The organism is Streptomyces sp. NPDC050997, assembly GCF_040660135.1.
Classification (GTDB): domain Bacteria; phylum Actinomycetota; class Actinomycetes; order Streptomycetales; family Streptomycetaceae; genus Streptomyces.
The window spans coordinates 186,722-212,489 of record NZ_JBFAGK010000008.1 but is presented as its reverse complement, the minus strand read 5'-3'; the positions used below and the strand labels follow the sequence as shown (position 1 = coordinate 212,489).

Below are 25,768 nucleotides of genomic sequence, written 5' to 3'. Positions count from 1 at the left end.
ACCGGGAGACGCCTTCGTGGCCACGTTCCTCTACCGACTCGGCCGGCTCGCCTTCCGGCGACGGCACTTCGTCGCCCTGATATGGGTCGCCCTGCTGACCCTCGCGGGCGTCGGCGCGGCCAGCGCCCCCGCCGCCGGAACCACCTCCTTCTCGATCCCAGGCACCGAAGCGCAGAAGGCCTTCGACCTGCTGGAACAGCGTTTCCCCGGCGCCAGCGCCGACGGCGGGACCGGGCGCATCGTCTTCAAGGCGCCCGAGGGCCAGAAGATGACGGACGCCGCCAACAAGGCGACCGTCGACAAGACCGTCAAGGAACTGGGCGACGGCTCCGAGGTCGTCTCCGTCACCGATCCGTTCACGACGAACGCCGTGAGCAAGGACGGCACGGTCGCCTACACATCGGTGAGGTACGAGCTCCCCGGCATGGAGCTGGCGGACTCGACCAGGGTCGCCCTCGAGGCGGCCGGCGACGAGGCCCGGGCCACCGGACTGACCGTCGACGTCGGAGGTGACGCGCTCCAGGCCGGGGCCGAGCCGGGGGCGGTCGGCGAGATCATCGGCCTCGCCATCGCTGCGGTCGTCCTCGTCGTCACCCTGGGCTCGCTGGTCGCGGCCGGACTGCCGCTGCTGACGGCGATCATCGGCGTCGGTATCGGCGTCTCCACCATCACCACCCTCGCCAAGGCGCTCGACCTCGGCGACACCACGTCCACGCTCGCGTTGATGATCGGGCTCGCGGTCGGTATCGACTACGCGCTGTTCATCGTCTCCCGCTATCGCGGCGAGCTGGCCGACGGCCGCGACCGGGAGGACGCGGTCGGCCGCGCCACCGGCACCGCCGGTTCGGCGGTGGTCTTCGCGGGCCTCACGGTCGTGATCGCACTGGGCGGCCTCGCGGTCGTCAACGTCCCGATGCTGACCAAGATGGGCCTCGCGGCGGCGGGCACGGTCGTGATCGCCGTCCTTATCGCGCTGACCATGGTCCCGGCGCTCCTCGGGTACGCCGGCCGGAAGATCCGTCCGGCGGGCGACAAGCGCGGGAAGCGCGGCGGCAACAAGGCCGAAGGAACCGAACGGACCGAAGGGGCCGAGAGGTCCGCGAGGTCCGGGAAGTCCTCCGAGGCACCGGCCAAGCCCGGCATGGGCACCCGCTGGGCGAGCTTCGTCATCCGCCGTCCGGCCGCCGTGCTGCTGCTCGGCGTGGTCGGTCTGGGCGCCATCGCCGTCCCGGCCACCCAGCTGGAACTGGGCCTGCCCGACGACGGCTCGCAGCCGACGTCCACGACGCAGCGTCGGGCGTACGACCTGCTGTCGGAGGGCTTCGGCCCCGGCTTCAACGGCCCCCTGATGATCGTCGTCGACGCCAGGAACAGCGACGACCCCCAGGCGGCGGCCACCGCGGTGACCGATGAGGTCAAGGGCCTCAAGGACGTCGCGACGGTGACCCCGGCGGCGTTCAACAAGGCCGGCGACACCGCGACGATCACCGTGATCCCGGGCTCCAAGCCGTCCTCCGTCCAGACCGAGGACCTGGTCCACGCCATCCGCGGCGAGGGTGCCGACGTCAAGGCGGACACGGGCGCGGAGGTACTGGTCACCGGCACGACCGCGATGAACATCGACTTCTCGCAGAAGCTCAACGACGCCCTGATCCCGTATCTGGGCCTGGTGGTGGGCCTGGCCTTCCTCCTCCTGATCGTGGTCTTCCGCTCCATCCTGGTCCCGCTGAAGGCGGCCCTCGGCTTCCTGCTCAGCGTGCTCGCCGCGCTCGGTGCCGTGGTCGCGGTCTTCCAGTGGGGCTGGCTCTCCGGCCTGATCGGCGTCGAGCAGACCGGCCCGATCATGTCGATGATGCCGATCTTCATGGTGGGCGTGGTCTTCGGTCTCGCGATGGACTACGAGGTGTTCCTCGTGACCCGCATGCGGGAGGCGTACGTCCACGGCGAGTCGCCGAGCCAGGCCGTGGTGACCGGCTTCAGGCACAGTTCCCGGGTGGTGGCGGCCGCCGCGGTCATCATGATGGCCGTCTTCGGCGGCTTCATCAGCTCCAGCGAGTCGATGATCAAGATGATCGGCTTCGGCCTCGCGATCGCCGTCTTCTTCGACGCGTTCGTCGTCCGCATGGCCATCGTCCCGGCGGTGCTCGCGCTGCTCGGCAAGAAGGCCTGGTGGCTGCCGAAGTGGCTGGACCGCGCGCTGCCGAACGTGGACGTCGAGGGCGAGGGGCTGCGCGCGCTGGACGACAAGCCGCGGGACGCGGACGAGGACCGGGAGCTGGTAGGGGTCTGACCCACCTCGCTTTCCGTGCCTGACCGGCCGGTGAGGGCTCCGCGGGGACGGGGCGCCCTCACCGGCCTTCCTCGTCTCAGCCCAGCGGGGTGTCGAGGAGCGTGGTGAGGGTGCGCTTGAGTTCGTCGGTCCGCGGATCGTCCAACCCTCCGAGCGGGGTGAGCAGTTGGTCCAGCAGTACCTGTACGGCGTCGATGGCCGGCCGCACGGCCACCCGCCCCTCACCGGTCAGCGCCAGCCGCACGACCCGGGTGTCCTCGGTGTCCCGGGTACGGCCGACGAGCCCGGCCGCCTCCAGGGAACGGGCCAGCTTCGACACGTACAGGGCTTCGAGGCCCGTGTGGTCGGCGAGCTCCCGCTGACTCGGCTGCCGTCCGGACCGCTCCATCCCGCTCAGGGAGGCCAGCAGGACGTACTGGGCGTGCGTCAGGTTCAGGGGGGCGAGCGCCTGGTCGACGGCGGTACGCCACTTGTTGGCCAGACGCCAGACGAGGTAGCCGGGGGTGGGGGAAAGGGCCTTCGGTGCGTCACTCACGCCCGGTACCGTACATGGCTACTGTCTCGCGTCCGAGATAGGTGACACCCGGATCGGAGCCGGGCACCTCGATCTCGTCGAAGCCGAGACGGTCGTAGAAGGCCCGGGCGGGGGTGTTGGCGGTGACCATGCAGAGGTGTACGGCCGGGACGCCGTTCTTGCGCAGCGCGGCGAAGAAGGTCTCCATCAGGGCCCGCCCGTGTCCGCGCCCCTGCCACGGGGGGAGCAGGTCGATGTGGAGATGGGCCGGGTAGGCGGCGACCTCCGGCACGAGCATGCGCTCCGGACGGTGGAGGAGGGGGACGATCTCCTCGTCCGGGGTGCGCGGCGGGCCGCTCGACTCCGGGTACCTTTCCGCGATCGACGGCAGCCACTTCGCCCGGTAGGCCTCGACGAAACGGGGCGTGTCCGCGGTGCCGAGGACGTACCCGACGGCCTGTCCGTGCCCGTCGTCCAGTACGAAGGCCAGCTCCGGTTCGAGGTGGACGTACGGCGCCGCGAAGATCGCCGGGAAGATGCTCGGGTCGGTGTAGTGGGGGCGGCTGTCCTGGCCGACGTGCGCGGTGCGGACGCAGATGTCGTCGAGGGCCTCGCGGTCCTCGGGACGGTACGGACGTATGGCGGGTGCTGAAGTCATCGACGCATCCTGCCCAGTTGGGAGCGCTCTCACAACTGGTCGTGCGGTGTTCGGACGCAGGGGCGTGCACCGGGCGTCGCCTGCGAGCGGCCCGGGATGGTGGTGGTGGGGTCCGGGCTACGGGGAGATCCAGCAGTACAGGTGGTGTCCCTTGCCCGTTGCCCGCTGGGCGAGGTCGGCCAACTGGCGGAGGAACGCGGTGAGATCGTCGACGGCCTCCTTGTCCGGTGGTGAGTAGAAGGCGTCCGAGACGGCCCAGCCCTGGGCGACGGCGTCGAACAACGCCCTGTCGAAGCGCACGAGGGCGTCACGGAAGGTGTCGGTGAGCGACACGCTGACGACCTCGCCCTCTCCCACCATGGCGACCAGATGACCGTGTCGGGGGTCGGCCTTGACTTCGTCCTGGGAACGGCCGGTTATCAGTGACTCGGCGGGCAGCAGGTTGACCGTCGGGTCGATGCCCTTGAGCACGAACTGGTCGTATCCGGTGCCGCTGGGCTGCTCGTCCTCGCGGACGATGGCCCGGCCGGCATCCTTGTCGTCGGCGGCGGAGTAGTAGCCGTAGAGAACTCCCATACGGCCGATCATGGCATCCGGCACTGACAGTGAACCCGTTGGCGACACTGACAGAGAACCCGTTCGCCTGTCCCGCACACCGACCGCTAGCGTGCCGTCCATGACGACGACACCCGCGCCCGACGCCCGCCCCGAGGATTCCGGAGCCCACCCCCGTTTCGCCGAAGCCCTGCGTGAGCTGGGGCTCGACGAGTTGACCCACAGGATCCGCCGCTTCCCGGACGCCACCCGCACCGCCGCCGAGGCCGCCGCGGCGCTCGGATGCGAGTTGAGCGAGATCTGCAAGTCGCTGATCTTCGCGGCGGACGGGGTGCCGGTGCTGGTGCTGATGGACGGCGCCTCGCGGGTGGGCCTGGAGCTGGTCCGCGAGGCGCTCGGCGCGGACAAGGTCACGCGGGCCAGGGCCGATGTCGTACGGGAGACGACGGGGTATGCGATCGGGGGCGTGCCGCCCTTCGGCCACCGGACCCGGACCCGGGTGCTCGCGGACCGGTCGCTGCTGGAACACGAGGTCGTGTGGGCCGCCGCCGGTACCCCGTACACCGTCTTCCCCATGCAGCCCAAGGACCTTGTGGCGCACGCCGGTGCCACCCTGGTGGATGTGCGCGAGCGGACCTCGTGACCCCGCTGGTGACCGCGGCCGTACTGCTGGCCGCGGTCACCCACGCCAGCTGGAACGCGATCGCTCATCAAATCACCGACAAACTGGTCGGGTTCACGCTGATCGCGGGCGGAGGGGCGCTGATCGGACTGGCGATGATGCCGTTCGTGCCGGTTCCGGCGGCGGGGGCGTGGCCGTACCTGATCGTCTCGGCGGTCATCCACCTCGTCTACTACGTGCTGCTGATGAGGTCCTTCAGGCTCGGCGACTTCGGGCAGGCCTATCCGATCGCGCGCGGCACCGCGCCCCTGGTGGTCACCCTGCTCGCCGCGGTCTTCGCCCACGAGGTGCCGGACGGGTGGGCGGCGGCCGGAATCGCGCTGTCCTGCGCGGGGCTGACAGGCGTCGCGGTGTGGGGACTGCGCGGGCGGCGGCCCAACTGGGCGGCGATCGGGGCCGCGTTGGCGACCGGCCTGACCATCGCCGGCTACACGGTCGTGGACGGTCTGGGGGTCCGCGCCTCCGGCGCATCCCTCGGGTACATCGCCTGGCTCCTGGCGGTGCAGGGCATGGCGATCCCGGCGTACGCGCTGCATCGGTGGCGGGGCGAATTCGTCCCCGTGCTACGGCCGTTCGCGGGCGTCGGGCTACTGGGAGCGGCGCTCTCCGTCGGCGCGTACGGGCTGGTCCTGTGGGCGCAGACCAAGGCGGAACTCGCCCCTATCGCGGCCTTGCGCGAATCGTCAGTCAAGTCCTGCTCGTGCGGTAATAACTTCGCTGGTCAGGGGGCCAGAGAAGTAATTCCGTACGCCCCGGCGCCGTTCCGCACCATGAAAGCGCGATTGCCATCTACCATTTCGCTGGCGTCAGTTGGCGACGTTCTCAACCCAGCGTGAGCCATCGGATGCCCAGGCGGCTGACGTCCAATGCTTCCTCCCTGGTGATCGGCTCGCGCCCCGTTGCCTTGCGCAGGAAGTGAAGCTGACTCCAGCCCAGCTTCTCCAGTGCCGTTGCCCCATCCGGGCCGAGCAGAAGACCCTGCACCAAATCTGCGGCCTGGGAAGTCAGCCACGGCTCGCGACCCAGGGCGTCGGCCAGGTCCAGGCCGTGCACGGCGACCTCAACCACGCGCGTCAGCAGGAACTCCGACAAGAGCATCGGATCGCCGTGCCGCGTGCGAACCACACGCCCTTCGGGCTCGGCCCGGCACAGTCGGTCCACCTCTTGCCAAGTGGCGTTGAAGTCGTCGGCGAGTGCGGCACCGCTGAGCTGTTCGGCCGCGTGATCTTGGGCCAGAGCGATCCGAGCCGCGTTGGTGTCCGGAGCGAAACGGTCGTCGGGCCGGTAGTACTCCACTGCCGAGACCTCGGCACGGGTCGGCGCCGGCGCGGCCAGCATGCCCGGCAGCCAGGCAATCACCACCCGGACATGAGCCAGCAAGTCGCTCACTTTCCACGGTGCACACCGCGTCGGCAGACCCCACTCGGCAGCCGAGACCCCAGTCATCGCCCGCGCGAGCTGCCCCGCCTCAAGACGAAACGCTTCAACTACCCGCCCCTGATCCATGCCGATCAAGCTACCCAACCAGAACTGGCGCAGCAGCAGATCTCAAACACGCTCCGTGTCATCGGCACGGTCGAGGTCGCATCTGGCGCACGTCGGGGTTGGTCACCCATAGGCGTGCGCCAGCTGGCATGCGTCCTGCTAGACGATCGCCGGTCGCGGACCGATCGGCGCGCGATACGCTCTCGGCCATGTCGGAGGTAGGTCGAAGACTGGTGCGCGTCTTCTGGGCCGTGGACCGCTTTCTGGGCGGCGAACGCCCTCCCACACGTACACAGAAGTTCACGGCCCGGCATCCGGTCCTCCTGGCGCTTGTGACAGGGACGGTGTGGGCCGCCTACTTCTTGTTGCTGCCAGGAGTGCAGCAGTCGGACTTCGTCATCGCTCCGGTCGGTGGCTTCCTGCTCGGCGGGATCCTCGGACTCACGGCGTTGTACGAGAGGCTCCGACAGCGCCGCCTGCGTCGGCGGGGACTGTGGGACGGCTCGTGACAGACTCCGTCGCCCTTGGAGCGGTACCAGGGGACATGACAGCGCAGGTTCGCCGGGACGGGGGACCACCGCTCCTCAGGCGGGAGGCACGGATCTTCATCCGGCATCAGTCGTTGGCCGCCCTGAGATTGTTTTCAGTCAACCTCTGTTCATGCAGTAATAACTTCGCTGGTCAGGGGGCTGGATGAGGCATCCCGAACACCCCGGCGTCGTTCCTCGCCAGGTGTCCTCACGGGCTACTTCAACATCGAGCGCAGGGATCCTCCCCCGCAGGTGGTGCGACTGCTACGCGGCCGAGTGCTACCACCAGCAGTACCTTTCAGGCAGCAAAAACCCGGACGGGTACTGCGGGCTGGGCGGGACCGGCGTCTCCTGCCCGACCGGCGTGGCTCGGGCCGAGGGGTGAGTCTCGCCGCAACGCCCGATCTGGCGGCTTTGTGGAGGTACCGGCATCCGTCGGGCCCTCCCGTCGCCCACACGTTCCGCAGCACGTACGCGGATCGCTGGGCGCGCTTCCACAGCCTTCCGGGCTCGAAACGCTACCCGGAGTCCGAGGACGAGTACGCGATCGTGCTGGACCGGTACAACACGGTCCTCGACGAGTTGTTCGCGGGCACGGACGTGTTCGTGGTGACCATGGACTGGTCGAACACGCCGACCGGGCCCGCCGGCCACCCGACACCGCGACAGACGCTGCATCCCGACGGCATCCGCTGGTGGACCGAGTCGGAGCAGGACGACCCCGACCCGGAGTTCCACACCCACACACGCCTGTACGCCGACCGGCGCCCGTGGGAACGCGGCTGCGTCGATGATCTGCTGCGCGCCGTCGCGGACGAGACGCTCGTCGAAGTGTTCATCACCGACACGGAACTACGACGCATCCACCACCCCTACGACGGCGGCGCAGACGTCATCCTCGCCACGCCCGCGGAACGCGACCGGGTGCGCGGTCAGCACACCGACTGGCTCTCCAGCCACCCAGCCGGCCTCTGAAAGGGAAGCAGGTACTGCAGGGCATCCCACCGGCCGAGGTCTGACACCAGCAGTACCTTTCGGGCAGCAAAAACCCGGACGGGTACTGCGGGCTGGGCGGGACCGGGGTGTCGTGCCCGATCGGGGTCGCGAAGTTCACCGAAGAGTGAGTGACTCGCTGTACGGCTTGATCTCCCGGATCTGCTGGCGGACATCCGGCGGCGCCCCGGCGCCTACGGCCTGGACGGCACTTTCTGGTGCTACGCGGCCTACCTCAACGGGTACCACGAGGGCAGCGGACGAACGGCGCTCGCCGGTTTCCGCGAGTGGCTGGCCGAAGAGCTGGGCCATGGCACCAACCTCATCTGGGAAGCACTCGCCCTCCGCCTCGTACTGCCGGCGGTCGACGCATCGCGCTTCCGGTCGCTGACCGCAGACGAAGACGCTGCCGCGGTGGCCGGGCTCTTCAACCTGCTTGGGCAGTTCCGTGAGTCCAGGACGTCGAGCGATCAAACAGGGACGTACAGCTCGAGGCGCATCGCTCCGGCCCGCGAAGTCACCAACGACTAGTCCGCCCGGGCGGCCGCGAGGTGGGCTTCCACGGCGACGACACCGTCGACGCCCTGGCACAGGCCCACGACCACCGGGACGAGACGCGATTCCGGGACGTCACCCCGCAGGGTAACGTCCCCGTCCCGGACCTCGACCGCGACGGTGCCCTCTTCCAGGCCGAGGATGCGCCCCAGGACGTCCCGCTCGACCTCGCCGCGGATCTCAACGTCGGAGCGGATGAAAGTGTCCAACAGGTCGCTGCGGCTGACGATGCCGGTGAGGAGCCCGTGGTCGCCGACCACCGGCAGCTGCTTGACGTGCCGCCTGCGGAGTTCCCGCGCGGCCCGGGGGATTGTCCAATCGGCACGGGCGGTGAAGACGGGGCTGCTCATGAGCGCGCTCGCGGTCCGGGCCCGGGCCTTGCCCCAGGCACGCTCGTCGTTCCCGTCCTGCCCCTGCGGATCGGGCATGCCGGTCTCGCGCCGCAGCACGTCGGACGCGGACACGACGCCGATGGGGGCGCCCTCGTCGTCGATGACCGGGGCCGCGACGATGTCGTTCGCGTCCAGCAGGGCGGCGATCTCGTGGAACGGTGTGTTGGGGCGGAGGGTGATGACCTCCTCGGTCATCACGTCACCGACCTTGCGGCGGTGCAGCATGGCATCGGCCTCCTCCGCTTCTCGACGGGGCGGCGCCCCGGCCTCCGCGGCCGCTCGTCCACGCCCGTCTCCCTACCCATGACAGCACCGCGCCGCTCCGGCGGCCAGTGACGTTCGGCCTGACGGGAAGGGCCGGCGGTCCCACGGCGGCGTCCAGCGAGCCGATCACCGCATGGCCGACTCGCTTCGTCGAGCGCTGAGCAGCCGACAGCGCGAGCCAAAACACCCATCCTGGTCAAGCGAGAGCAGTCACCAGCAGTACCTTTCGGGCAGCAAAAACCCGGACAGGTACTGCGGGCTGGGCGGGACGGGAGTCAAGCTAGGTATCCCGTTCGACGAACTGGGGACGTCTTGCCCGACGGGAGTGGCTCCTGCACCAGATCTCAAGGACGAGTAGCTGCGCCAAGCTCAAGTCCACCTTGATCGGCTGTAGCGCTGTCCATTCGACGTGACGCTACGGTCGAGGCCCCGCATCACCCCGACGCTTGGCTACGCAAGACGTCGATCAAGCTTCGCTCATACAGTAATAAGTTCGCTGTTCAGGAGTGCTGAGGCCACGCCATTCGTCCAGGATCCGAGTCTGGTGCCTGCGGTGTCCTGCTGGTCCCTGGCAACATTCGGCCCATTAATCTCTGGTCTTCGCCTATGCCGACCTGCTGGGCTTGGCCATATGGACACCGCCGCTGCCGACCGTCCGTCGGCGACCTACGACCGCATCGGCATCGGATACAGCGACATCCGACGTCCCGATCCCCGACTGCACGCCTTGATCGGCCAGGCCCTGGAAGGCGCCCGTACCGTTGTCAATGTCGGCGCCGGCACCGGTTCCTATGAGCCGGAGGACGCCGACGTGACAGCTGTCGATCCCTCTCAGGTCATGCTCGACCAGCACCCTGGGACGAAGAAGGTGATGGCCGGAGCCGAAGCCCTGCCGTTCGCGGACGGCTCCTTCGACGCGGCCATGGCCATCCTGACCGTCCATCACTGGCCCGACCTGCATCGGGGACTTGGCGAACTGCGCCGCGTCGCCCGCAGGCAGGTCGTCTTCACCTGGGATCCGACGCACCGGCCGGAGTTGTGGCTACTCGAGGAGTACCTGCCGGAGATCCGTGAGCTGGACCATGCCCGTTTCACCCCGGTGACCGAGGTCGCCGACGCGCTCGACGCGCACACGGTGATGCCCTTTGCCATCCCGCACGACTTCACTGACGGCTTTCAGTGCGCCCACTGGCGCCGCCCGGAGCGCTACCTCGACCCGGTCATCCGCCGGGCCAGCTCCACCTTCGCCCAGCTGCCGCCGTCCGTCGTGGAGCCGGCGATCGCCCGGCTCCACGCCGACCTCGACTCCGGAACCTGGCTCCGCCGCCACGGCGACCTTCTGGGCCAGCAGAGCATGGACTACGGATACCGCCTGCTCGTTGCAGGCAGGTAGACGAACATGACCAGCAACATCACGTCGATCATCGTCGGCGCGGCCATCGGGGCGGTGTTTTTCAAGGAGCGGTTCGGGGCGCCCAGGATCGCGGCGGCCGGGCTGCTGGTGCTCGGGATCGGGCTGATGCTGCACGCGGGGTCGGGATAGGGATAGGGCGGACCGGCGGACAGGGGCCCCGCGCCCCACTGGTGCGTCCGGGGCCGTCGAGGAGCACCCTGGAAGCAGGTCTTCCGGAGGTGATCGTCATGGTGCACACCACTGTGGGATGGCACATCGAGCTGGAGTTCAAGGAGGACGATCAGCGCACCCGGGCGGCTGCGATGGTGCGCCTGCCCGACGGTACCGAGGTACGTACGCAGGGGCACGCCAGCCGCCATCACATCGACTCGAACCAGCCGAGGGTGGGGGAGGAGATCGCCGCGGCCCGCGCTTTGAACGAACTCGCGATGCGGTTGCTGACCAAGGCGCACGGCGAGATCGACGAGGTGTCCGGGCGGACGTCCCACCCGATCAACGTGTGACCTGCTCCAGCACCCCGCGTACGGCCCTGACCAGTGCCTGCGCACGCGGATCCGCCGTCACGGACTTGCGGAAACCGTTGGTGACATAGCCGAGGGCGACGCCGGCCTCCGGGTCGGCGAAGCCTAGCGCGCCGCCGCGGCCGGGGTGCCCGAACGAGCCCGGGCCGAGCAGCGGGGACGCGCTGCCGTGCAGCATGTAGCCGAGGCCGAAGCGGGTGTTGACCACCAGGACACGGTCCGGTCCCGCCGACTCCTCGGCGCGTGCCGCCGCCACGGTGGCCGGGTCGAACAGCCGTATGCCGTCGACCTCGCCGATCAGTGCCGCGTAGAAGCGGGCCAGTGCGTCGGCGGTCGCGATGCCGTTGGTCGCGGGCAGGGCCGCCGCCCGGTACGCCGGGTCGTTCTGGTCGGGGAACGGGGTGATCGCGGCGAACGCCCGGCGGGTGAGGGAGTCCGGGTCGTCGTAGGCCTTGGTGACCGAGCGCTTCGGGCGCACCCGCAGTCCCGGACCCGGGGCCGGCTCGGGGTCCTCGATCCGGCCGACCCGGCCGGTCCGGCCCGCCGCCTCCTCCGCCTGAGGCAGCCCCAGCCACAGGTCCAGGCCCAGCGGCCCGGCGATCTCGGCCGCGATCCACTCACCGGTGCCCTGCCCGGTCACACGCCGCACCAGCTCGTCGAGCATCCAGCCGTATGTCAGCGCGTGATACCCGTGGTCCGTGCCGGGCTCCCAGACGGGGGCCTGCGCGGCGACCTCCTCCGGGCCCCGGCGCGGGTCCAGGGCGTCCGTCGGCGTGATCGGGTGGTCGAGCAGCGGCAGCCCGGCCCGGTGGTTCAGTACCTGCCGCACCAGCACCCGGTCCTTGCCGCGCGCCTTGAACTCCGGCCAGTACTCACCCACCGGCGCGTCCAGATCCAGCTCCCCGCGCTGGTGCAGCAGCAGCGGTACGGCGGCGGCGACGCCCTTGGTCGCCGAGCGCATCACCTGGGCGGTGCCGCGCTGCCAGGGTGCACTCCCGTCGACGTCCCTGGTGCCGCCCCACAGATCGACGACCCGCCGCCCGTCCCGGTACACGGCGACGGCCGCGCCCCGGTCCCCGAGCGCCTCGAAGTTCCGCACGAACGCGTCCCTGACCGGCTCGAAGCCCTCGGCCACAGTGCCGTTCACGTCCACGTCCGTACTCCCTGTCCGATGGCTTCGCCTACGACAGCGAGTGAAACATGCCCGTACGGCCTTGGATTCCGGTGTCTCGCTAGCCGAGAACGGTGGTGACGTCGATGTTGCCGCGGGTCGCGTTCGAGTACGGGCAGACCTCGTGGGCCGCGTCCACCAGTTTGGCCGCGATGTCAGGGTCGAGGACCGGGAGCGAGACGCTGAGGGCGACCGCGAGGCCGTAGCCGCGCTGTGGGTTGGGGCCGATGCCGACCTTCGAGGTGACCGTGGACCCGGTCAGGTCGAAGCCGGAGCGGCGGCCGACCAGCACCAGCGCGTTGTGGAAGCAGGCGCTGTAGCCGGCCGCGAACAGCTGCTCCGGGTTGGTGCCGTCGCCGTCGCCGCCGAGCTGTGGCGGCATCGCGACCTTCAGCTCGATCCGGCCGTCCTGGCTGGTGACATAGCCGTCCCGGCCGCCGTGCGCGGTGGCCTCGGCGACGTACACGATCTTCGAAGGACGGGTGTCGACAGCGGTGTCGCCCGTGGTGTTGACAGTCGCCTCGACGGCGGTGTCGTCAGTCATGGCCGGCTCCCCCCGGAACAGGTGCGCACAAGTGCATCGTGCACAAGGGCATCGTGCACAAGGTACTTGCTGGTAGGGAGGCTGCCGTTACCAGGGGGTAGCAACCGTGGGTAACCCGAGATCAGCGGGTGCGCCCCGCCTGCCGATCGATCAGCGGGCGCGGTCCGCCGCCGCCTCGGCGCGCTCCGCCAGCGCCCACAGCTCCGCACGCAACCGCGCGACCTCCGCGCCGTCGAGCCCGGTCGCCGCGAGCAGGGCGCCGGGCACCCGTGCCGCGCGCTCCCTCAGCTCCTCCGCGCGGCCCGTGCACGCCACGAGCACCGAGCGCTCGTCGCTCGCCGCCCGCTCCCGGCGTACGAGACCCGCGCTCTCCAGTCGCTTGAGCAGGGGCGACACCGTGCCGTAGTCCAGCCGCAGCGCGCCCGCGAGCTCCTTGACGGTGATCTCGCCGCGGTCCCACAGCACCAGCAGCACCAGGTACTGCGGGTAGGTCAGCCCGAGCTCGTCGAGGAGCGGACGGTAGGCGGACGTCACCGCGCGCTGGGCCGCGTAGAGCGCGAAGCACAGCTGGTCGTCCAGCAGCAGCGAGCCCTCGTCACCGGTGAACTCCTGGTTCGTCACGCGCCCTTGGTTCGTCACGCGCCCATTGTCACGGACCGCGGGTCGAATCCGAACGGCAACTCCAGCCGGTGGGCCCGCATCAGCGCGTCGTCGGAGAGCAGCTCGCCGGTCCGGCCGTCGGCCGCGATGGTGCCGTCGCTCAGGATCAGCGAACGGGGGCACAGCTCAAGGGCGTACGGCAGGTCGTGCGTGACCATCAGGACGGTCACGTCCAACGAGCGCAGGATGTCGGCGAGTTCGCGGCGGGAGGCGGGGTCGAGGTTGGAGGACGGCTCGTCGAGGACGAGGATCTCCGGCTCCATCGCGAGGACCGTCGCCACGGCCACCCGGCGCCGCTGCCCGAACGAGAGGTGGTGCGGCGGCCGGTCCCTGAACTCCGCCATGCCGACCCGGGCCAGCGCCCGGTCCACGCGCTCCTCCAGCTCCGCCCCCTTCACCCCGGCCGCCGCCGGGCCGAAGGCCACGTCCTCACGCACGGACGGCATGAAGAGCTGGTCGTCCGGATCCTGGAAGACGATCCCGACCTTGCGCCGGATCTCGGCCATGTGCTGCCTGCCGACGGGCAGCCCGGCCACCTTCACCGAGCCCGTGCCGCCGCTCAGGATGCCGTTGAGGTGCAGCACCAGGGTCGTCTTGCCGGCGCCGTTCGGACCGAGCAGCGCGACCCGCTCGCCCCGGGCGACGGCGAAGTCCACCCCGAACAGCGCCTGGTGCCCGTCCGGGTAGGCGAAGGCGAGGCCGGAGACCTCGAGGGAAGCAGTCATAGTGCCCATCCCAACACGCAGACGACGAGAGCCGCGAACGGCAGGGTGAAGGCGTACGACCACTGCGCCCGGGACGCGGTCACCTCGTCGATGACCGGCATCGAACCGGCGTACCCCCGGCTGACCATGGCCAGATGGACCCGCTCCCCGCGTTCGTAGGAGCGGATGAACAGCGCCCCGGCCGACTTGGCCAGCACGCCCCAGTGCTTCACGCCCCGCGCCTCGAAGCCCCGTGACTCCCGGGCGATCCGCATCCGCCGCATCTCGTCCGTGATGACATCGCCGTACCGGATCATGAAGGACGCGATCTGCACCAGCAGCGGCGGCAGCTTCAACCGCTGGAGTCCGAGGAGGAGTTCGCGCAGTTCGGTGGTGGAGGCGAGGAGTACGGAGGTGGCGACGCCGAGAGTGCCCTTGGCGAGCACGTTCCAGGCGCCCCACAGGCCGTTCACGCTCAGCGAGAGCCCCAGCACCTCGACCCGCTCGCCCTCCGCCACGAACGGCATCAGCACCGCGAACGCGACGAACGGGACCTCGATCAGCAGCCGCTTGAGCAGGAACCTGGCCGGCACCCGGGCCGCGTACGCGACGGACGCCAGCAGCACGGCGTACAGGCCGAACGCCCACATCGCCTCCCGCGGGGTCGACACCACGACCACCACGAACGCGAAGGTCGCCGCGAGTTTCGTGTGCGGTGGCAGGGCGTGCACGGGCGAGTGCCCGTGCCGGTAGAGCCTGTGCGCGTGCCCGGCGCCCATCAGACGCTCGTGCTCGTGCTCGCGGGAGAGGTGTCGTCGGTACGGCGCCTGCGCACCGTCCAGAACACCGCGCTGCCCGCGACGACGGTGACGCCGACGCCGATCACGCCCGCGAGACCGCCGGAGAGCCGGGCGTCCTCGATGTCCTTGACGCCGTAGTCGGCGAGCGGGGAGTCCGCGTTCGCGTGCTCCTTCGTCTGCTTGTCGATGCCCTTGTCGGCGGCGATCTTCTCCAGCCCGTCGGGGTTGGCGGAGGCGTAGAAGCTGACGAATCCGGCCAGTACGAGGGAGCTCACCAGGCCGGTGATCCACAGCTTGCGGTGCGAGCGGGCGGCGACGGGAACGGGCTGAGCGTCGGGGACGTCGACGAGTTCGCCGTTCACCCGCAGCTTCAGCTTCTGGTGGAGGCCACGGGCGCCGTACACCAGGTCCGGGCGTACGGCGATGACGGCGCCCACAGTCAGCGCGGTGATCGCGGCCTCGCCGATGCCGATCAGGACGTGTACGCCGACCATGGCGGTGGCGACCTTGCCGATGGCGACGTCCGTGGTGCCGCCGACGGCGTACAGGAAGGTGAAGGCGAGGGCCGCGGCCGGGACCGAGAGCAGCGCGGCGGCGAACGAGGCGACCGTCACCGACCGGCGGGTGCGCGGCAGCACCTTCACCAGCCCCCGGAAGACGGCGTACGCGACGACCGTCGTGACGATCGCCATGTCCGTGATGTTCACGCCGAGGGCGGTCAGACCGCCGTCCGCGAACAGGATGCCCTGCATCAGCAGGACCACGGACACACACAGGACCCCGGTGAAGGGGCCGACGAGTATCGCCGCGAGCGCGCCGCCGAGCAGATGTCCGCTGGTCCCCGCCGCGACGGGGAAGTTGAGCATCTGCACGGCGAAGATGAACGCGGCCACCAGGCCGGCCAGCGGCGCGGTGCGCTCGTCCAGTTCGCGGCGGGCGCCGCGCAGGCTCAGGGCGACGGCGCCGGCGGCGACGACTCCGGTCGCGGCGGATACGGGCGCGTTGATGAATCCGTCAGGCACATGCACCGTTCGATGATAGTGGCTTGTTGCGAACGGCTTGCAAGAGCGCCGTGGAAGGAACAGTGCGGGAAACGCGGCGTGGGCGTGGGAACAGCGCGTGAAACGCGGCGAGGGCGTGAGGAACAGCATTTCCGCTCCCGGGGGCGCGATCCCGGAAACGTGCGAGGCTGGAGGGGGAGCGGACGCATAGCTTCCACACAGGTTACGCAGCGTGAGAGGGTCGTCACGATGTCTGTAGTCGAACAGTACGCTCGAGCTCATATCGTCACGGACGCGGACATCCCGCGCGAGGGCGACGAGGCCGTCCCGGTCATCCTGCGCTACGACCCCGAGACCGACCCGCGCTCGGTACGGGTCCGACTGCCCGGTTCGCACGAATGGACCTTCTCGCGCTCGCTCCTCGAACAGGGCCTGCGCGCCCCGGTCGGCAGCGGAGAGGTCCGCGTATGGCCGTGCGGGCGCGTCCAGGCCGTCGTCGAGTTCCACTCCACGCAGGGTGTCTCGGTGGTGCAGTTCGATGCGAAGGCGCTGCTCAGGTTCCTGCGGCGGACGTACATGGCCACTCCGGTACGGAGTTCAGCCACCCATCTTCAGCAGTGACGCCACGATCGGGCCGGCCGTGTCGCCGCCGTGCCCGCCCTGCTGGACGACGCCAGCGGCGGCGAGGTCACCGCGGTAGGCGGTGAACCAGCCGTTCGGCTTCTTCTGCCCGTCGACCTCCGCCGAGCCGGTCTTCGCGCCCACGGTGCCGGTGACCCCGGACATCGCCTCGGCGGCCGTGCCGTAGGCCGCGGTGTACGACATCAGCTCCCGCAGCTGCGACAGCGTGCCCGAGGACATCGAGCGGGAGGCGGTGGCGAGCTTGCGGTCGTCGACCGTGGGGGACACCAGGTAGGGCTGCTTGAAGGTGCCCGACTCGATCGTCGCCGACACCGACGCCATGTTCAGCGGGTTCATCCGGACCCCGCCCTGTCCGATCAGCGAGGCCGCCATCTGGGCCGCGCTCTGCACCGGCACCGCCCCGTCGAAGGTCGGCACACCGATGGCCCAGTTGTTCATGGACAGCCCGAAGACCTCCTGGGCCTGCTTGGTCAGGTCGTCGTTGTCCAGGTCGGGCGCCTGGCTGATGAAGGCCGTGTTGCAGGAGCGGGCGAAGCTCGCCTTGAAGGTGCCGCCCTTGATCTCGAACTTGTCGTCGTTCTGGAACTTCCAGCCGCCGTACGTGAAGTACTTCGGGCAGGGGTGCTTCTTGTCGGCCGAGGCCAGGCCCTTGTCGATCAGCAGCGAGGAGGTGATGACCTTCATCGTGGAGCCGGGGGCGAGGGAACCCTGGAAGGCGATGTTGAAGCCGTGGGAGGCGTTCGCGACGGCCAGGATCTCGCCGGTCGAGGGGCGCAGCAGCACCACCGACGACTTGGCCTTCTTGGCGACCTGCTTTTCGGCCGCCGCCTGGAGCGTCGGGTTGAGGGTCGTCTTCACCGTGCCCGGCGTGCCCTTGCTCAGCTCCAGCAGCGTCTTGTCGGACGCCTTCGACGCCTTCGCGGACTTCCCGCGGATCACCCTGAGCTCGATGCCGGCCTTGCCGCCGGCCGTCTTGCCGTACTTCTCGCGCAGCCCGTCCAGGACCGTGCCCAGCGACGGGTACTTGGCCGTGGTGATCTCGCCGCCGTCCCGGTCGACCGCCTTCACGGGCGGGGTCCCGGACTCGCCGGTGACCAAAGTGTCGCCGTCCTGGAGGTCGGGGTGGACGACCGAGGAGTGCCATTCGACCTGAGGCTTCCCGTCGGTGGTGTCGCGGACGACGGTGAGCGCGCTGTCGTACGTCAGCGGCTTCTCGGTGCCCTTGTACGACACCGTGGCCTTCACGGAGAAGGGGACCTTGTCGCCGGTGCGGGCGCCCGCGGTGAGCGTGATGTCCTTGAGGTGGGCGTCCTTGGGGTAGCCGGTGAGCAGGGTGGTGGCCGCCTTGGTGTCGCTCGTGGCGGCGGCCGCCCGGGGCACCTTGCCCTGCTGCCAGGCCGTCAGGAAGGTCCGGGCCGTGGTGGTGACCTCGGTCGCCGAGAGCGGACCGCTCGGGATGTCCTTCTTGTGGTCGGCGCCCGCGGACGTCGACTGCGTCCGGTCGTCGGCCGCCGCCCCACCGCCCCACAGCGCGTAGACGCCGAAGCCGGCGCCGCCGACGACGACGGCGATCATCCCGCCGACCACGGCGGGCTTGGTCTTCCGTCGCTCGGCGACGCGCCTTCTGTTACCCACAGCTGTTGTTCCTCCGCGATATTGCCCAGGGTCCCCGATGCCCTCTTCAGTCCCAACGACGGCAACAGCCTAGAGTCCCGTCCCGCGTGGATGAGTTCAGCCGGCAGCTCGTAGCACAGCTGCGACAATCGGTCCGGCCGCCTCGCCGCCGTGGCCGCCCTCCTCCGTCATGGCCGCCGCGGCCACGTCGTTGCGGAAACCGGTGAACCAGCTGTTGGACACGGCCTGCCCGTCGACCTCCGCCGAACCGGTCTTCGCGCCGATGTCCCCGCCGAGTCCGGCCATCGCGTTGACGGCGGTGCCCTCGGTCGCGGTCAGCCGCATCATCTGCTTCAGCTGCGCCGCGGTGCCGGACGGCAGCCCCTTGGCGGTGGCCAGTTGACGATCGTCGAGCTCGGGCGAGACCAGGTAGGGCTGACGGAAGTCGCCGGTGATCGCAGTGGCCGTCACCGAGGCCAGGTTCAGCGGGTTCATCTGGACCTGGCCCTGGCCGATGGCGTTCGCGGCCCGGTCCGGACCGCTGACGGCGGGTACCTTGCCGTCCCGGGAGACGATGCCGGTCTTCCAGTCCAGGCCGAGTCCGAACCGCGTCTGGGCCTCCGTGGTCAGCGACTCGTCGGTGAGCGGCTTCTCGTCGATCAGCTTGACGAAGGCCGTGTTGCAGGACCGCATGAAGCTGTTGGCGAGCGTGGCGCTCTCGTTGGGCCGCATGTTCGTGAGGTTCTTGAAGGTCTGGCTCTGCCAGGTCGCGGTGTCCGGGCAGGGCGCCGGGCCGTTCATCGAGGTCACACCGTTGTCGATGAGCGTCGCGGCGGTGATGATCTTCATGGTGGAGCCGGGCGCCACCTCGCCCTCGAAGGCCGCGTTGAAGGCGTCCCCGCGGTTGTTCGCCACCGCCAGTACCTCACCGGTGCTGGGTTTGACGGCGACGAGCGAGGACTGGGCGTACTGCTTGACCGCCTTCTCGGCAGCGGCCTGCGCGCCCGCGCTGAGCGTGGTCCGCAGCTTGCCCGGCTTGCCCTTGGCGAGGGTCAGCAGCGGGGTGTCGGCGGCGTTCTCGTCGGCGTGCTGGATCACCAGTTCGATGCCGGGGGTGCCGCCGGCCTTGTCGCCGTACTTGCCGCGCAGCGCGTCCAGGATCGGCCCCAGGGACGGGTATCTGTCCTCGGTCAGCACGGCCCCGTTCCGGTCCACGGCCTCGATCGGCGGGTTCGACGACTCCCCGGTGACCAGGGTGTCGTCCCGCTGCAACTCGGGGTGGATCACGGCGGGCTGCCAGTCGACCAGCGCCCGCCCGGTGGTGACCCCGCGCACCACGGTCAGCTCGCTCTTGTACGTCAGCGGCTCGGCCTTGCCGTCGTAGGCCACCTTCGCCTTCACCGTGTACGGCACGGTGGCACCGGACGCCTTCCCGGGCGTGATTTTGACGTCGCCGATGTGGGCGGCCTCGCCGTACGCCGTCAGCAGCGGCTCGGCGGCCGTGTCGTTGTTCGTGTACCCCGCCGCACTCGCCGCCCGCCCCTCCTCCCACGCCGCGAAGAACTTGGCGGACGTCTCCTTGACCTCGTCCGCGCTCGGCGGCCCGCTCTTCACGGACGCGGTCCCGGCCGAGCCCGACCCGCCCCCGCCGTCCCCGTTCAACGCGGACACGACGTTGTACGTCCCGTACCCGGCCCCGCCCACCATCACGGCGAACACCCCACCGATGACGGCGACCTTCACCCCTCTGCCCATACCGCGGCCCCCTCCCCGTTCCCCGTCGCCTTCCGCACGTCTTCTTGAACGCGTTCAGAAAGCTTGTTGTGGGTGGCACTCTATGCGGAAGGTGTGACACACGGGAGACAGATTTCGCCGATTGTCAGACCCAGGTATCCAGCCACATCCGCGACCGCCACTCGTCGATCGGGATGGACGTGCCGGTGTACAGGGGCCAGAAGTAGACGAAGTTCCAGGCGATCAGCAGGACCAGGATGCCCGCGCCCGTCGCGCCGGCGACGCGGCGGGTGTCGGTGGAGCCCGGGGGGCCGACGATCGCGCCGAGGAGCATGGCGACGGCCAGGCAGAGGAACGGGACGAAGACGATCGTGTAGAAGAAGAAGATCGTGCGGTCCTGGTAGAGGAACCAGGGCAGGTAGCCGGCCGCGATGCCGCAGGCGATCGCGCCCGCGCGCCAGTCGCGGCGGAAGAACCAGCGCCACAGGACGTACAGGATCGCGAAGCAGGCCAGCCACCACAGCATCGGCGTGCCGAGGGCGAGGACCTCACGGGCGCACTTCTCGCGCGCGTCGAGGGGGCAGCCGTCCTTGCCGGGGGCGGGGGACTCGTAGAAGTACGAGACCGGGCGGCCCGTGACGAGCCAGCTCCACGGGTTGGACTGGTACGTGTGCGGCGAGGAGAGGTTGATGTTGAACTTGTAGACCTCGTGCTCGTAGTGCCACAGGCTGAGCCACCAGTCCGGGAAGAGCCACGACCAGCTGCTGCTCCTGCCGTCGCTGCTCGCCCAGTCGCGGTAGTAGCCGCCGCTGCCGTCCGTGGCGGAGAGGATCCAGCCCAGCCAGGACAGGACGTACGTGGCGATCGCGACCGGGACGGTGGCGAGGAACGCCAGCCCGAGGTCGCGCCTGAGGACCGTCGCGTACGGGCGGCCCGCGCCCGCGACCTTGCGGGTGCCGACGTCCCACAGCACCGCCAGCAGACAGAACGCGGCCAGGATGTAGAAGCCGTTCCACTTGGTGCCGATGGCGAGGCCGAGCATCAGGCCGGCCAGCCAGCGCCAGGGGCGCCACCCGAAGCGGGTCGTCTCCGCGATGTGCGCGTCCGGGCGGGCCCGGCCGTCGGCGTCCACCGGGAGCGCGGCGGCGAGTTTCTCCCGGGCCCGGTCGCGGTCGATGACCAGGCAGCCGAACGCGGCCAGCACGAAGAACATCAGCACGCCGTCGAGCAGCGAGGTGCGGGCCATCACGAACGCCAGACCGTCCACCGCCATCAGCGCGCCGGCCAGGCAGCCGAGGAACGTGGAGCGGAAGATACGGCGGCCGATCCGGCACAGCATCAGGATCGACAGGGTGCCGAGCAGCGCGGTCATGAACCGCCAGCCGAACGGGTTGAACCCGAACATCAGCTCCCCGAGCCCGATGACGTACTTGCCGACCGGCGGGTGCACGACATAGGCCGCGTCGGTGGGGATCCGCACGTTCCCGCTGCCCGACAGGATCAGGTCGTTGACGTTCTTGTCCCAGTTGACCTCGAACCCGCGGTGGACCAGCGCCCACGCGTCCTTGGCGTAGTACGTCTCATCGAATATCACCGCCTTGGGGCTGCCCAGGTGGTAGAAGCGCAGCACGCCCGCGAACAGCGTCACCAGCAGCGGCCCGCCCCAGCCGGACCAGCGGGCGATGCGATCGGCGGCCGGCCGGGACACCCCGAGCACCTGCCACAAGCGCGGGCTGGGCCGCACATACGGCGGCACCAGTCGGTCGCGCACGTCGCTGCTGGGCGCCGCCGCATAACCGAAACGGCGCAGCCGCTGCTGCCACGAGGGCCGCTGGTCCTGGGGGGCCTGGTCCTGCCGGGTGTCCATGGAGGACGCGGTACTGGTCACCGCGCCATCGTAAGGAACGGCGCTGTGTGCGTCCCGTGCTTGGGGCCCTGCGAGGATGGAAACGTGAAAGACACGCCCGGAACCCTGGTCCTCGCCGGCACTCCCATCGGTGACGTATCCGACGCCCCGCCCCGTCTCGCCGCGGAACTGGCCGGTGCCGATGTCGTCGCCGCCGAGGACACCCGGCGGCTGCGCAGGCTGACACAGGCGCTGGGGGTGACGCCCAGGGGGCGTGTCGTGTCGTACTTCGAGGGCAACGAGTCCGCCCGCACGCCCGAGCTGGTCGAGGAACTGGTGGGCGGCGCGCGGGTGCTGCTGGTGACCGACGCGGGGATGCCGTCCGTGTCCGACCCCGGATACCGGCTGGTCGCGGCGGCCGTGGAGAAGGACATCCGCGTCACCGCCGTACCGGGACCGTCCGCGGTGCTCACCGCGCTCGCGCTGTCCGGGCTGCCCGTCGACCGGTTCTGCTTCGAGGGGTTCCTGCCGCGCAAGGCGGGCGAACGGCTGTCCCGGCTGCGGGAGGTGGCCGAGGAGCGCCGCACCCTTGTCTACTTCGAGGCCCCGCACCGGCTCGACGACACCCTGGCCGCGATGGCCGAGGCGTTCGGCGGCGACCGGCGGGCCGCCGTCTGCCGCGAGCTGACCAAGACGTACGAGGAGGTCAGGCGCGGCGGGCTGGGCGAGCTGGCCGAGTGGGCGGCACAGGGGGTGCGCGGGGAGATCACCGTCGTCGTGGAGGGCGCTGCGGAGCGCGGCCCCGAGGAGCTGGACGCCGCGGAGCTCGTGCGGCGGGTGCGGGTGCGCGAGGAGGCGGGGGAGCGGCGCAAGGAGGCGATCGTCGCGGTGGCCGCCGAGGTGGGGCTGCCCAAGCGGCAGGTGTTCGACGCGGTGGTGGCGGCGAAGAACGCCGCGTCCGGAACGGGCCCTTTCTGAGGCGTGTCCCGGGCCTTCCCGAGGTGCGTCCCGGGCCCCCGAGGTGCGTTCCACGAGGGGCGCACAAAGGGGCGCACACGTTCCTGAGCAGGGCGTATCTCCTCTGAGCGTGCGCCCCATGGACGCGCAAAGAGCCTTCCCGGAAGGCAAAGCCAGGAGCGGGTCGAAGGGGCGGTTTGGCAAGGGACGCCCAAATCGGATCCAACACTCGACAGGCTTGGTGCGTTCGCGTCGGCGCAGGCGTCCACTGGTGGAAGGGACGTACCCGTCCCCTCGATCCAGCGGACTACAGGAGCTGGCATGAGTGAGATCGCCGTCGTCCACGAGTCGTATTCCTTCGCCTGCATGCGCTGCGGGCACGGGTGGGAGCAGTCGTACCAGATAGAGCACCATGTGGACGCTGATGGCCGGGAGTTCGTGCAGTACGTCGTGAACGGTCAGGTCGTGCCCTCCCCGCTGTCCAGGCCCACCTGCTCGAACTGCGACAACCACGTCGTACGGATCATGCGGCCGGGCCGGGTCGCGTCGGCCCGCGACGCCGCGCACCGGCAGCAGCAGGCGCCGCCCGCCGGTCCGGTGGAGGTGCCGGCGGCCGCGGCCGCGGCCGAGGGGCAGCAGAAGGAGCACCACTGGCACCTGTCCGATCTGCTGCACCCGTTCCAGCGCAAGGCGAGTTGAGCCGAGCGGCGACCGATCGGCGACCGAGGGGGGCCTGCCCCTTTCGTAGGATCGGGGCATGTCTTCGAACGCCGCCGACAAGAACGCCGCCCCGCCGCTCCCGGAGCCCCTCCGGGTGCCGGTCGCCGACTCCCACACCCACCTCGACATGCAGACGGGCACCGTGGACGAGGTGCTCGCGAAGGCCGCCTCGGTGGGTGTGACCACGGTCGTGCAGGTCGGCTGCGATGTGGCCGGTTCACAGTGGGCCGCCGAGACGGCCGCGCGGTACGACGCCGTCCACGCGACCGTCGCCCTGCACCCGAACGAGGCCCCGCGGATCGTCCACGGCGACCCTGGGGGCACCTCCCAGCCCCCTGGGGCTGGGGGAGGATGGTCCCGGCAGGGTGCGCGCACGCCGGGCGGGGCCGCCGGTCTGGACGACGCCCTCGCCGAGATCGACCGGCTGGCCGCGCTGCCGCAGGTCAAGGGCGTCGGCGAGACGGGCCTCGACTACTTTCGCACCGGGCCCGAGGGCAAGGAGGCGCAGGAGAGGTCGTTCCGCGCCCACATCGAGATCGCCAAGCGGCACGGCAAGGCCCTGGTCATCCACGACCGCGACGCCCACGCCGACGTGCTGCGCGTGCTGAAGGAGGAGGGCGCCCCCGAGCGCACCGTCTTCCACTGCTACTCCGGCGACGCCGAGATGGCGGAGATCTGCGCCGGCGCCGGATACTTCATGTCCTTCGCCGGCAACGTCACCTTCAAGAACGCCCAGAACCTGCGGGACGCCGTGGCCGTCGCCCCGGTGGAGCTGCTGCTGGTGGAGACCGACGCACCGTTCTTGACGCCGGTGCCGTACCGCGGACGGCCCAACGCGCCGTATCTCATTCCGGTCACGGTGCGCGCGCTGGCCGCCGTACGCGGTGCCGACGAGGACGCGTTGGCGTCGGCACTCGCCGCCAACACGGCACGCGCGTTCGACTACTGACCCGTTGCCGGGCCGTTACCGATCCACCCGAACACAACTCTGGGTAGCCGCGCCACTTTGGAGAGTGACCATCGCTCCGCTAGGTTCTGGGGGCCCGATCCGGACCCCTCTGGACCTTCTGGACCCCTCTGGACCCCTCCGGCCCCTGGAGCGTGTCGGCGTGAGCAACTCGCAGTACCAGACGTTCGAGACGTACGGCACGGAGCCGGCCCCTGAGCCGCGCACCGACCTGCACACCGCGGAGACGGTGTCCTACGGCGTGTACATGGCGCCGCCGGCGTACGAGGCAGCCGCTCCGTCGGCGTACCAGGACACCTACCGGCCCGCCTACGAGGTGCCCGAGCCGGTGCTCCCGCGCCCGGCGGAGAGCGGGCCCGGCGAGAACCCGCCCAAGGCCGTCGCGAGTGCCGTGGCAGGCCGGCGATCCGGTACCCGCCGACGCCGGGCGCGGTCCGCCGAGCGGATCGACGGCACCATGCGACGGCTGCTTCCGCAGGCGCTGGTCGTCGCCTTCCTCGCCGGCGGCACCACCGCGTTCGTCGCCGAGGACAAGGCGATCGAGCTGAGTGTCGACGGCCGGCCGAGCACCCTGCACACCTTCGCGGACGACGTCACCGAACTGCTCGCCGAGGAGGGCGTGGAGGTGGGCGCGCACGACGTGATCGTGCCCGCTCCCGGCGAGGCACTCGCCAGCGGCGACGAGGTCGCGGTGCACTACGCACGTCCCGTACGGCTCACCCTGGACGGTCAGCGGCGCGAGGTGTGGACGACGGCGCACACCGTGGAGGAGGCGCTTCAGCAGATGGGGGTGCGTGCGGAGGGCGCGTATCTGTCCGCCTCGCGCTCCCGGCGCATCGGGCGCGAGGGGCTCGCGCTGCGCGTGCGCACCGAGCGCTCCGTGACGGTCATGGCGGACGGCCGGGCCCGCACGATCCGCACCAACGCGGCCACCGTGCGCGAGGCCGTCGCGGAGGCCGGGATCACCCTGCGCGGGCAGGACGCCACGTCCGTGGGGCCGGAGAGCTTCCCGCGTGACGGGCAGACCGTCACCGTGCTGCGGATCACCGGTACGAAGGAGGTCCGGGAGGAGTTGATCCCGTTCGGCGTGGAGCGGACCGAGGACGCCTCGCTGTTCCAGGGGACCGAGGTCGTCGAACGGGCCGGGCAGCCGGGGCTGCGGCGGGTCACGTACACCCTGCGCACCGTCAACGGGGTACGGCAGAAGCCCCGGTGGGTCAGGACCGAGGTGGTGCGGGAGCCGCGGGCGCAGGTGGTGAAGGTGGGCACGAAGCCGCTGCCGACCTCAGTGGAGGGCGCGGACCAGCTGAACTGGCAGGGGCTCGCGGCGTGCGAGTCCGGGGGGCGTCCCGGAGCGGTCGACTCCTCCGGGACGTACGGCGGGCTCTACCAGTTCGACACGCAGACCTGGCAGAGCCTCGGAGGGACCGGACGGCCGCAGGACGCGACGGAGTCCGAACAGACGCTCCGGGCGAAGAAGCTGTACATGCGGCAGGGGACCGGTCCGTGGCCGCACTGCGGAGGACGGCTGCACGGCTGAGCCGCCCCAGCCGCT

General features: G+C 70.3%; 26 protein-coding genes and 2 pseudogenes. 14 read left to right on the top strand and 14 right to left on the bottom strand.

All coding sequences use genetic code 11. The annotated features are described in order from the left end of the window. The first annotated feature begins 16 nt into the window (after positions 1 to 16). The gene (locus AB0H86_RS20585; RefSeq protein ID WP_362440292.1) at positions 17 to 2,290 is read left to right on the top strand and encodes an MMPL family transporter; all 2,274 of its coding nucleotides are present in this window, start codon (positions 17 to 19) and stop codon (positions 2,288 to 2,290) included. A 76-nt stretch (positions 2,291 to 2,366) separates the two neighbouring features. Here the strand turns inward: AB0H86_RS20585 and AB0H86_RS20580 are convergent, their stop codons facing one another. The 3 genes from AB0H86_RS20580 to AB0H86_RS20570 all read right to left on the bottom strand — a co-directional run bounded on the left by AB0H86_RS20580 (position 2,367) and on the right by AB0H86_RS20570 (position 4,038). Continuing rightward, positions 2,367 to 2,825, bottom strand: coding sequence for a MarR family transcriptional regulator (locus AB0H86_RS20580; protein ID WP_362440289.1), 459 nt, complete (start codon positions 2,823 to 2,825; stop codon positions 2,367 to 2,369). Then, positions 2,818 to 3,462: a GNAT family N-acetyltransferase gene (locus AB0H86_RS20575; RefSeq protein ID WP_362440286.1), complete on the bottom strand. Its 645-nt coding sequence runs from the start codon at positions 3,460 to 3,462 to the stop codon at positions 2,818 to 2,820. Before AB0H86_RS20575 ends, AB0H86_RS20580 begins: the two co-directional genes overlap by 8 nt. A 117-nt stretch (positions 3,463 to 3,579) precedes the next feature. Continuing rightward, on the bottom strand, positions 3,580 to 4,038 hold the full coding sequence (locus AB0H86_RS20570) for a hypothetical protein (RefSeq protein WP_362440282.1): 459 nt from the start codon (positions 4,036 to 4,038) through the stop codon (positions 3,580 to 3,582). A gap of 100 nt (positions 4,039 to 4,138) precedes the next feature. Between AB0H86_RS20570 and AB0H86_RS20565 the strand changes: the two genes are divergently transcribed. Together AB0H86_RS20565 and AB0H86_RS20560 are read left to right on the top strand one after the other, a co-directional pair. Then, a complete protein-coding gene (locus AB0H86_RS20565; protein WP_362440279.1) occupies positions 4,139 to 4,660 on the top strand; it encodes a YbaK/EbsC family protein in 522 nt (173 codons plus the stop codon). After that, positions 4,657 to 5,535, top strand: coding sequence for a DMT family transporter (locus AB0H86_RS20560; protein ID WP_362440276.1), 879 nt, complete (start codon positions 4,657 to 4,659; stop codon positions 5,533 to 5,535). The genes AB0H86_RS20565 and AB0H86_RS20560 overlap by 4 nt, the downstream gene beginning before the upstream one ends. Here AB0H86_RS20560 and AB0H86_RS20555 read toward each other — a convergent pair. Continuing rightward, the gene (locus AB0H86_RS20555; RefSeq protein WP_362440273.1) at positions 5,522 to 6,205 is read right to left on the bottom strand and encodes a maleylpyruvate isomerase N-terminal domain-containing protein; all 684 of its coding nucleotides are present in this window, start codon (positions 6,203 to 6,205) and stop codon (positions 5,522 to 5,524) included. The genes AB0H86_RS20560 and AB0H86_RS20555 overlap by 14 nt on opposite strands. A 188-nt stretch (positions 6,206 to 6,393) precedes the next feature. Here AB0H86_RS20555 and AB0H86_RS20550 point away from each other — a divergent pair, with 188 nt between their 5' ends. The 3 genes and pseudogenes from AB0H86_RS20550 to AB0H86_RS20540 all read left to right on the top strand — a co-directional run bounded on the left by AB0H86_RS20550 (position 6,394) and on the right by AB0H86_RS20540 (position 7,689). After that, positions 6,394 to 6,693, top strand: coding sequence for a hypothetical protein (locus AB0H86_RS20550; RefSeq protein WP_362440270.1), 300 nt, complete (start codon positions 6,394 to 6,396; stop codon positions 6,691 to 6,693). A gap of 286 nt (positions 6,694 to 6,979) precedes the next feature. Continuing rightward, positions 6,980 to 7,099, top strand: a pseudogene (locus tag AB0H86_RS20545) (peptide-methionine (S)-S-oxide reductase); the annotation flags it as partial. After that, positions 7,096 to 7,689: a hypothetical protein gene (locus AB0H86_RS20540; RefSeq protein WP_362440267.1), complete on the top strand. Its 594-nt coding sequence runs from the start codon at positions 7,096 to 7,098 to the stop codon at positions 7,687 to 7,689. The pseudogene AB0H86_RS20545 and the gene AB0H86_RS20540, both read left to right, overlap by 4 nt. A 545-nt stretch (positions 7,690 to 8,234) precedes the next feature. Here the strand turns inward: AB0H86_RS20540 and AB0H86_RS20535 are convergent. Then, entirely contained in the window at positions 8,235 to 8,879 is a 645-nt protein-coding gene (locus AB0H86_RS20535) for a CBS domain-containing protein (protein WP_362440264.1), read from the bottom strand. Between the two features lie 670 nt (positions 8,880 to 9,549). On the opposite strand from AB0H86_RS20535, the gene AB0H86_RS20530 reads away from it, so the two are divergent. From AB0H86_RS20530 to AB0H86_RS20520, 3 genes and pseudogenes are all read left to right on the top strand, one after another. Next, positions 9,550 to 10,311, top strand: a complete 762-nt coding sequence (locus AB0H86_RS20530) for a methyltransferase domain-containing protein (RefSeq protein ID WP_362440261.1) — start codon at positions 9,550 to 9,552, stop codon at positions 10,309 to 10,311. 21 nt (positions 10,312 to 10,332) lie between these two features. Further along, positions 10,333 to 10,461: pseudogene (locus AB0H86_RS20525) on the top strand (EamA family transporter); the annotation flags it as partial. A 98-nt stretch (positions 10,462 to 10,559) separates the two neighbouring features. Next, complete coding sequence (locus tag AB0H86_RS20520) at positions 10,560 to 10,835, top strand: DUF1876 domain-containing protein (protein WP_362440258.1); 276 nt, start codon at positions 10,560 to 10,562, stop codon at positions 10,833 to 10,835. Here AB0H86_RS20520 and AB0H86_RS20515 read toward each other — a convergent pair. The 6 genes from AB0H86_RS20515 to AB0H86_RS20490 all read right to left on the bottom strand — a co-directional run bounded on the left by AB0H86_RS20515 (position 10,825) and on the right by AB0H86_RS20490 (position 15,760). Beyond that, a complete protein-coding gene (locus AB0H86_RS20515; protein ID WP_362440255.1) occupies positions 10,825 to 12,006 on the bottom strand; it encodes a serine hydrolase domain-containing protein in 1,182 nt (393 codons plus the stop codon). The genes AB0H86_RS20520 and AB0H86_RS20515 overlap by 11 nt on opposite strands. Before the next feature lie 79 nt (positions 12,007 to 12,085). Next, positions 12,086 to 12,568: an organic hydroperoxide resistance protein gene (locus tag AB0H86_RS20510; RefSeq protein ID WP_362440252.1), complete on the bottom strand. Its 483-nt coding sequence runs from the start codon at positions 12,566 to 12,568 to the stop codon at positions 12,086 to 12,088. Positions 12,569 to 12,718: 150 nt separating this feature from the next. Further along, positions 12,719 to 13,189, bottom strand: a complete 471-nt coding sequence (locus AB0H86_RS20505; RefSeq protein WP_362440679.1) for a MarR family transcriptional regulator — start codon at positions 13,187 to 13,189, stop codon at positions 12,719 to 12,721. A 14-nt stretch (positions 13,190 to 13,203) separates the two neighbouring features. Continuing rightward, entirely contained in the window at positions 13,204 to 13,953 is a 750-nt protein-coding gene (locus AB0H86_RS20500; RefSeq protein WP_362440249.1) for an ABC transporter ATP-binding protein, read from the bottom strand. Further along, positions 13,950 to 14,711 (bottom strand): cobalt ECF transporter T component CbiQ, encoded by a 762-nt coding sequence (cbiQ, locus tag AB0H86_RS20495; protein WP_362440246.1) that lies wholly within the window; start codon positions 14,709 to 14,711, stop codon positions 13,950 to 13,952. The genes AB0H86_RS20500 and cbiQ overlap by 4 nt, the downstream gene beginning before the upstream one ends. Continuing rightward, positions 14,711 to 15,760, bottom strand: coding sequence for an energy-coupling factor ABC transporter permease (locus tag AB0H86_RS20490; RefSeq protein ID WP_362440242.1), 1,050 nt, complete (start codon positions 15,758 to 15,760; stop codon positions 14,711 to 14,713). Before AB0H86_RS20490 ends, cbiQ begins: the two co-directional genes overlap by 1 nt. Positions 15,761 to 15,982: 222 nt before the next feature. Between AB0H86_RS20490 and AB0H86_RS20485 the strand changes: the two genes are divergently transcribed. After that, positions 15,983 to 16,354 (top strand): SsgA family sporulation/cell division regulator, encoded by a 372-nt coding sequence (locus AB0H86_RS20485; RefSeq protein ID WP_362440239.1) that lies wholly within the window; start codon positions 15,983 to 15,985, stop codon positions 16,352 to 16,354. Here AB0H86_RS20485 and AB0H86_RS20480 read toward each other — a convergent pair. The 3 genes from AB0H86_RS20480 to AB0H86_RS20470 all read right to left on the bottom strand — a co-directional run bounded on the left by AB0H86_RS20480 (position 16,331) and on the right by AB0H86_RS20470 (position 21,611). Next, the gene (locus AB0H86_RS20480) at positions 16,331 to 18,010 is read right to left on the bottom strand and encodes a penicillin-binding transpeptidase domain-containing protein (RefSeq protein ID WP_362440236.1); all 1,680 of its coding nucleotides are present in this window, start codon (positions 18,008 to 18,010) and stop codon (positions 16,331 to 16,333) included. The genes AB0H86_RS20485 and AB0H86_RS20480 overlap by 24 nt on opposite strands. Positions 18,011 to 18,106: 96 nt before the next feature. Beyond that, complete coding sequence (locus AB0H86_RS20475) at positions 18,107 to 19,744, bottom strand: penicillin-binding transpeptidase domain-containing protein (protein WP_362440232.1); 1,638 nt, start codon at positions 19,742 to 19,744, stop codon at positions 18,107 to 18,109. Between the two features lie 124 nt (positions 19,745 to 19,868). Further along, on the bottom strand, positions 19,869 to 21,611 hold the full coding sequence (locus tag AB0H86_RS20470; protein WP_362440229.1) for a phospholipid carrier-dependent glycosyltransferase: 1,743 nt from the start codon (positions 21,609 to 21,611) through the stop codon (positions 19,869 to 19,871). A gap of 63 nt (positions 21,612 to 21,674) precedes the next feature. Here AB0H86_RS20470 and rsmI point away from each other — a divergent pair, with 63 nt between their 5' ends. The 4 genes from rsmI (at position 21,675) to AB0H86_RS20450 (ending at position 25,753) form a co-directional block, all read left to right on the top strand. Continuing rightward, positions 21,675 to 22,547 (top strand): 16S rRNA (cytidine(1402)-2'-O)-methyltransferase, encoded by an 873-nt coding sequence (gene rsmI, locus AB0H86_RS20465; protein ID WP_362440226.1) that lies wholly within the window; start codon positions 21,675 to 21,677, stop codon positions 22,545 to 22,547. Positions 22,548 to 22,847: 300 nt separating this feature from the next. Further along, positions 22,848 to 23,225: a hypothetical protein gene (locus AB0H86_RS20460; protein ID WP_362440223.1), complete on the top strand. Its 378-nt coding sequence runs from the start codon at positions 22,848 to 22,850 to the stop codon at positions 23,223 to 23,225. A 58-nt stretch (positions 23,226 to 23,283) separates the two neighbouring features. Then, positions 23,284 to 24,195: a TatD family hydrolase gene (locus tag AB0H86_RS20455; protein WP_362440220.1), complete on the top strand. Its 912-nt coding sequence runs from the start codon at positions 23,284 to 23,286 to the stop codon at positions 24,193 to 24,195. Positions 24,196 to 24,355: 160 nt separating this feature from the next. Further along, positions 24,356 to 25,753 (top strand): ubiquitin-like domain-containing protein, encoded by a 1,398-nt coding sequence (locus tag AB0H86_RS20450; RefSeq protein WP_362440217.1) that lies wholly within the window; start codon positions 24,356 to 24,358, stop codon positions 25,751 to 25,753. The last annotated feature ends 15 nt before the right edge of the window (positions 25,754 to 25,768 follow it).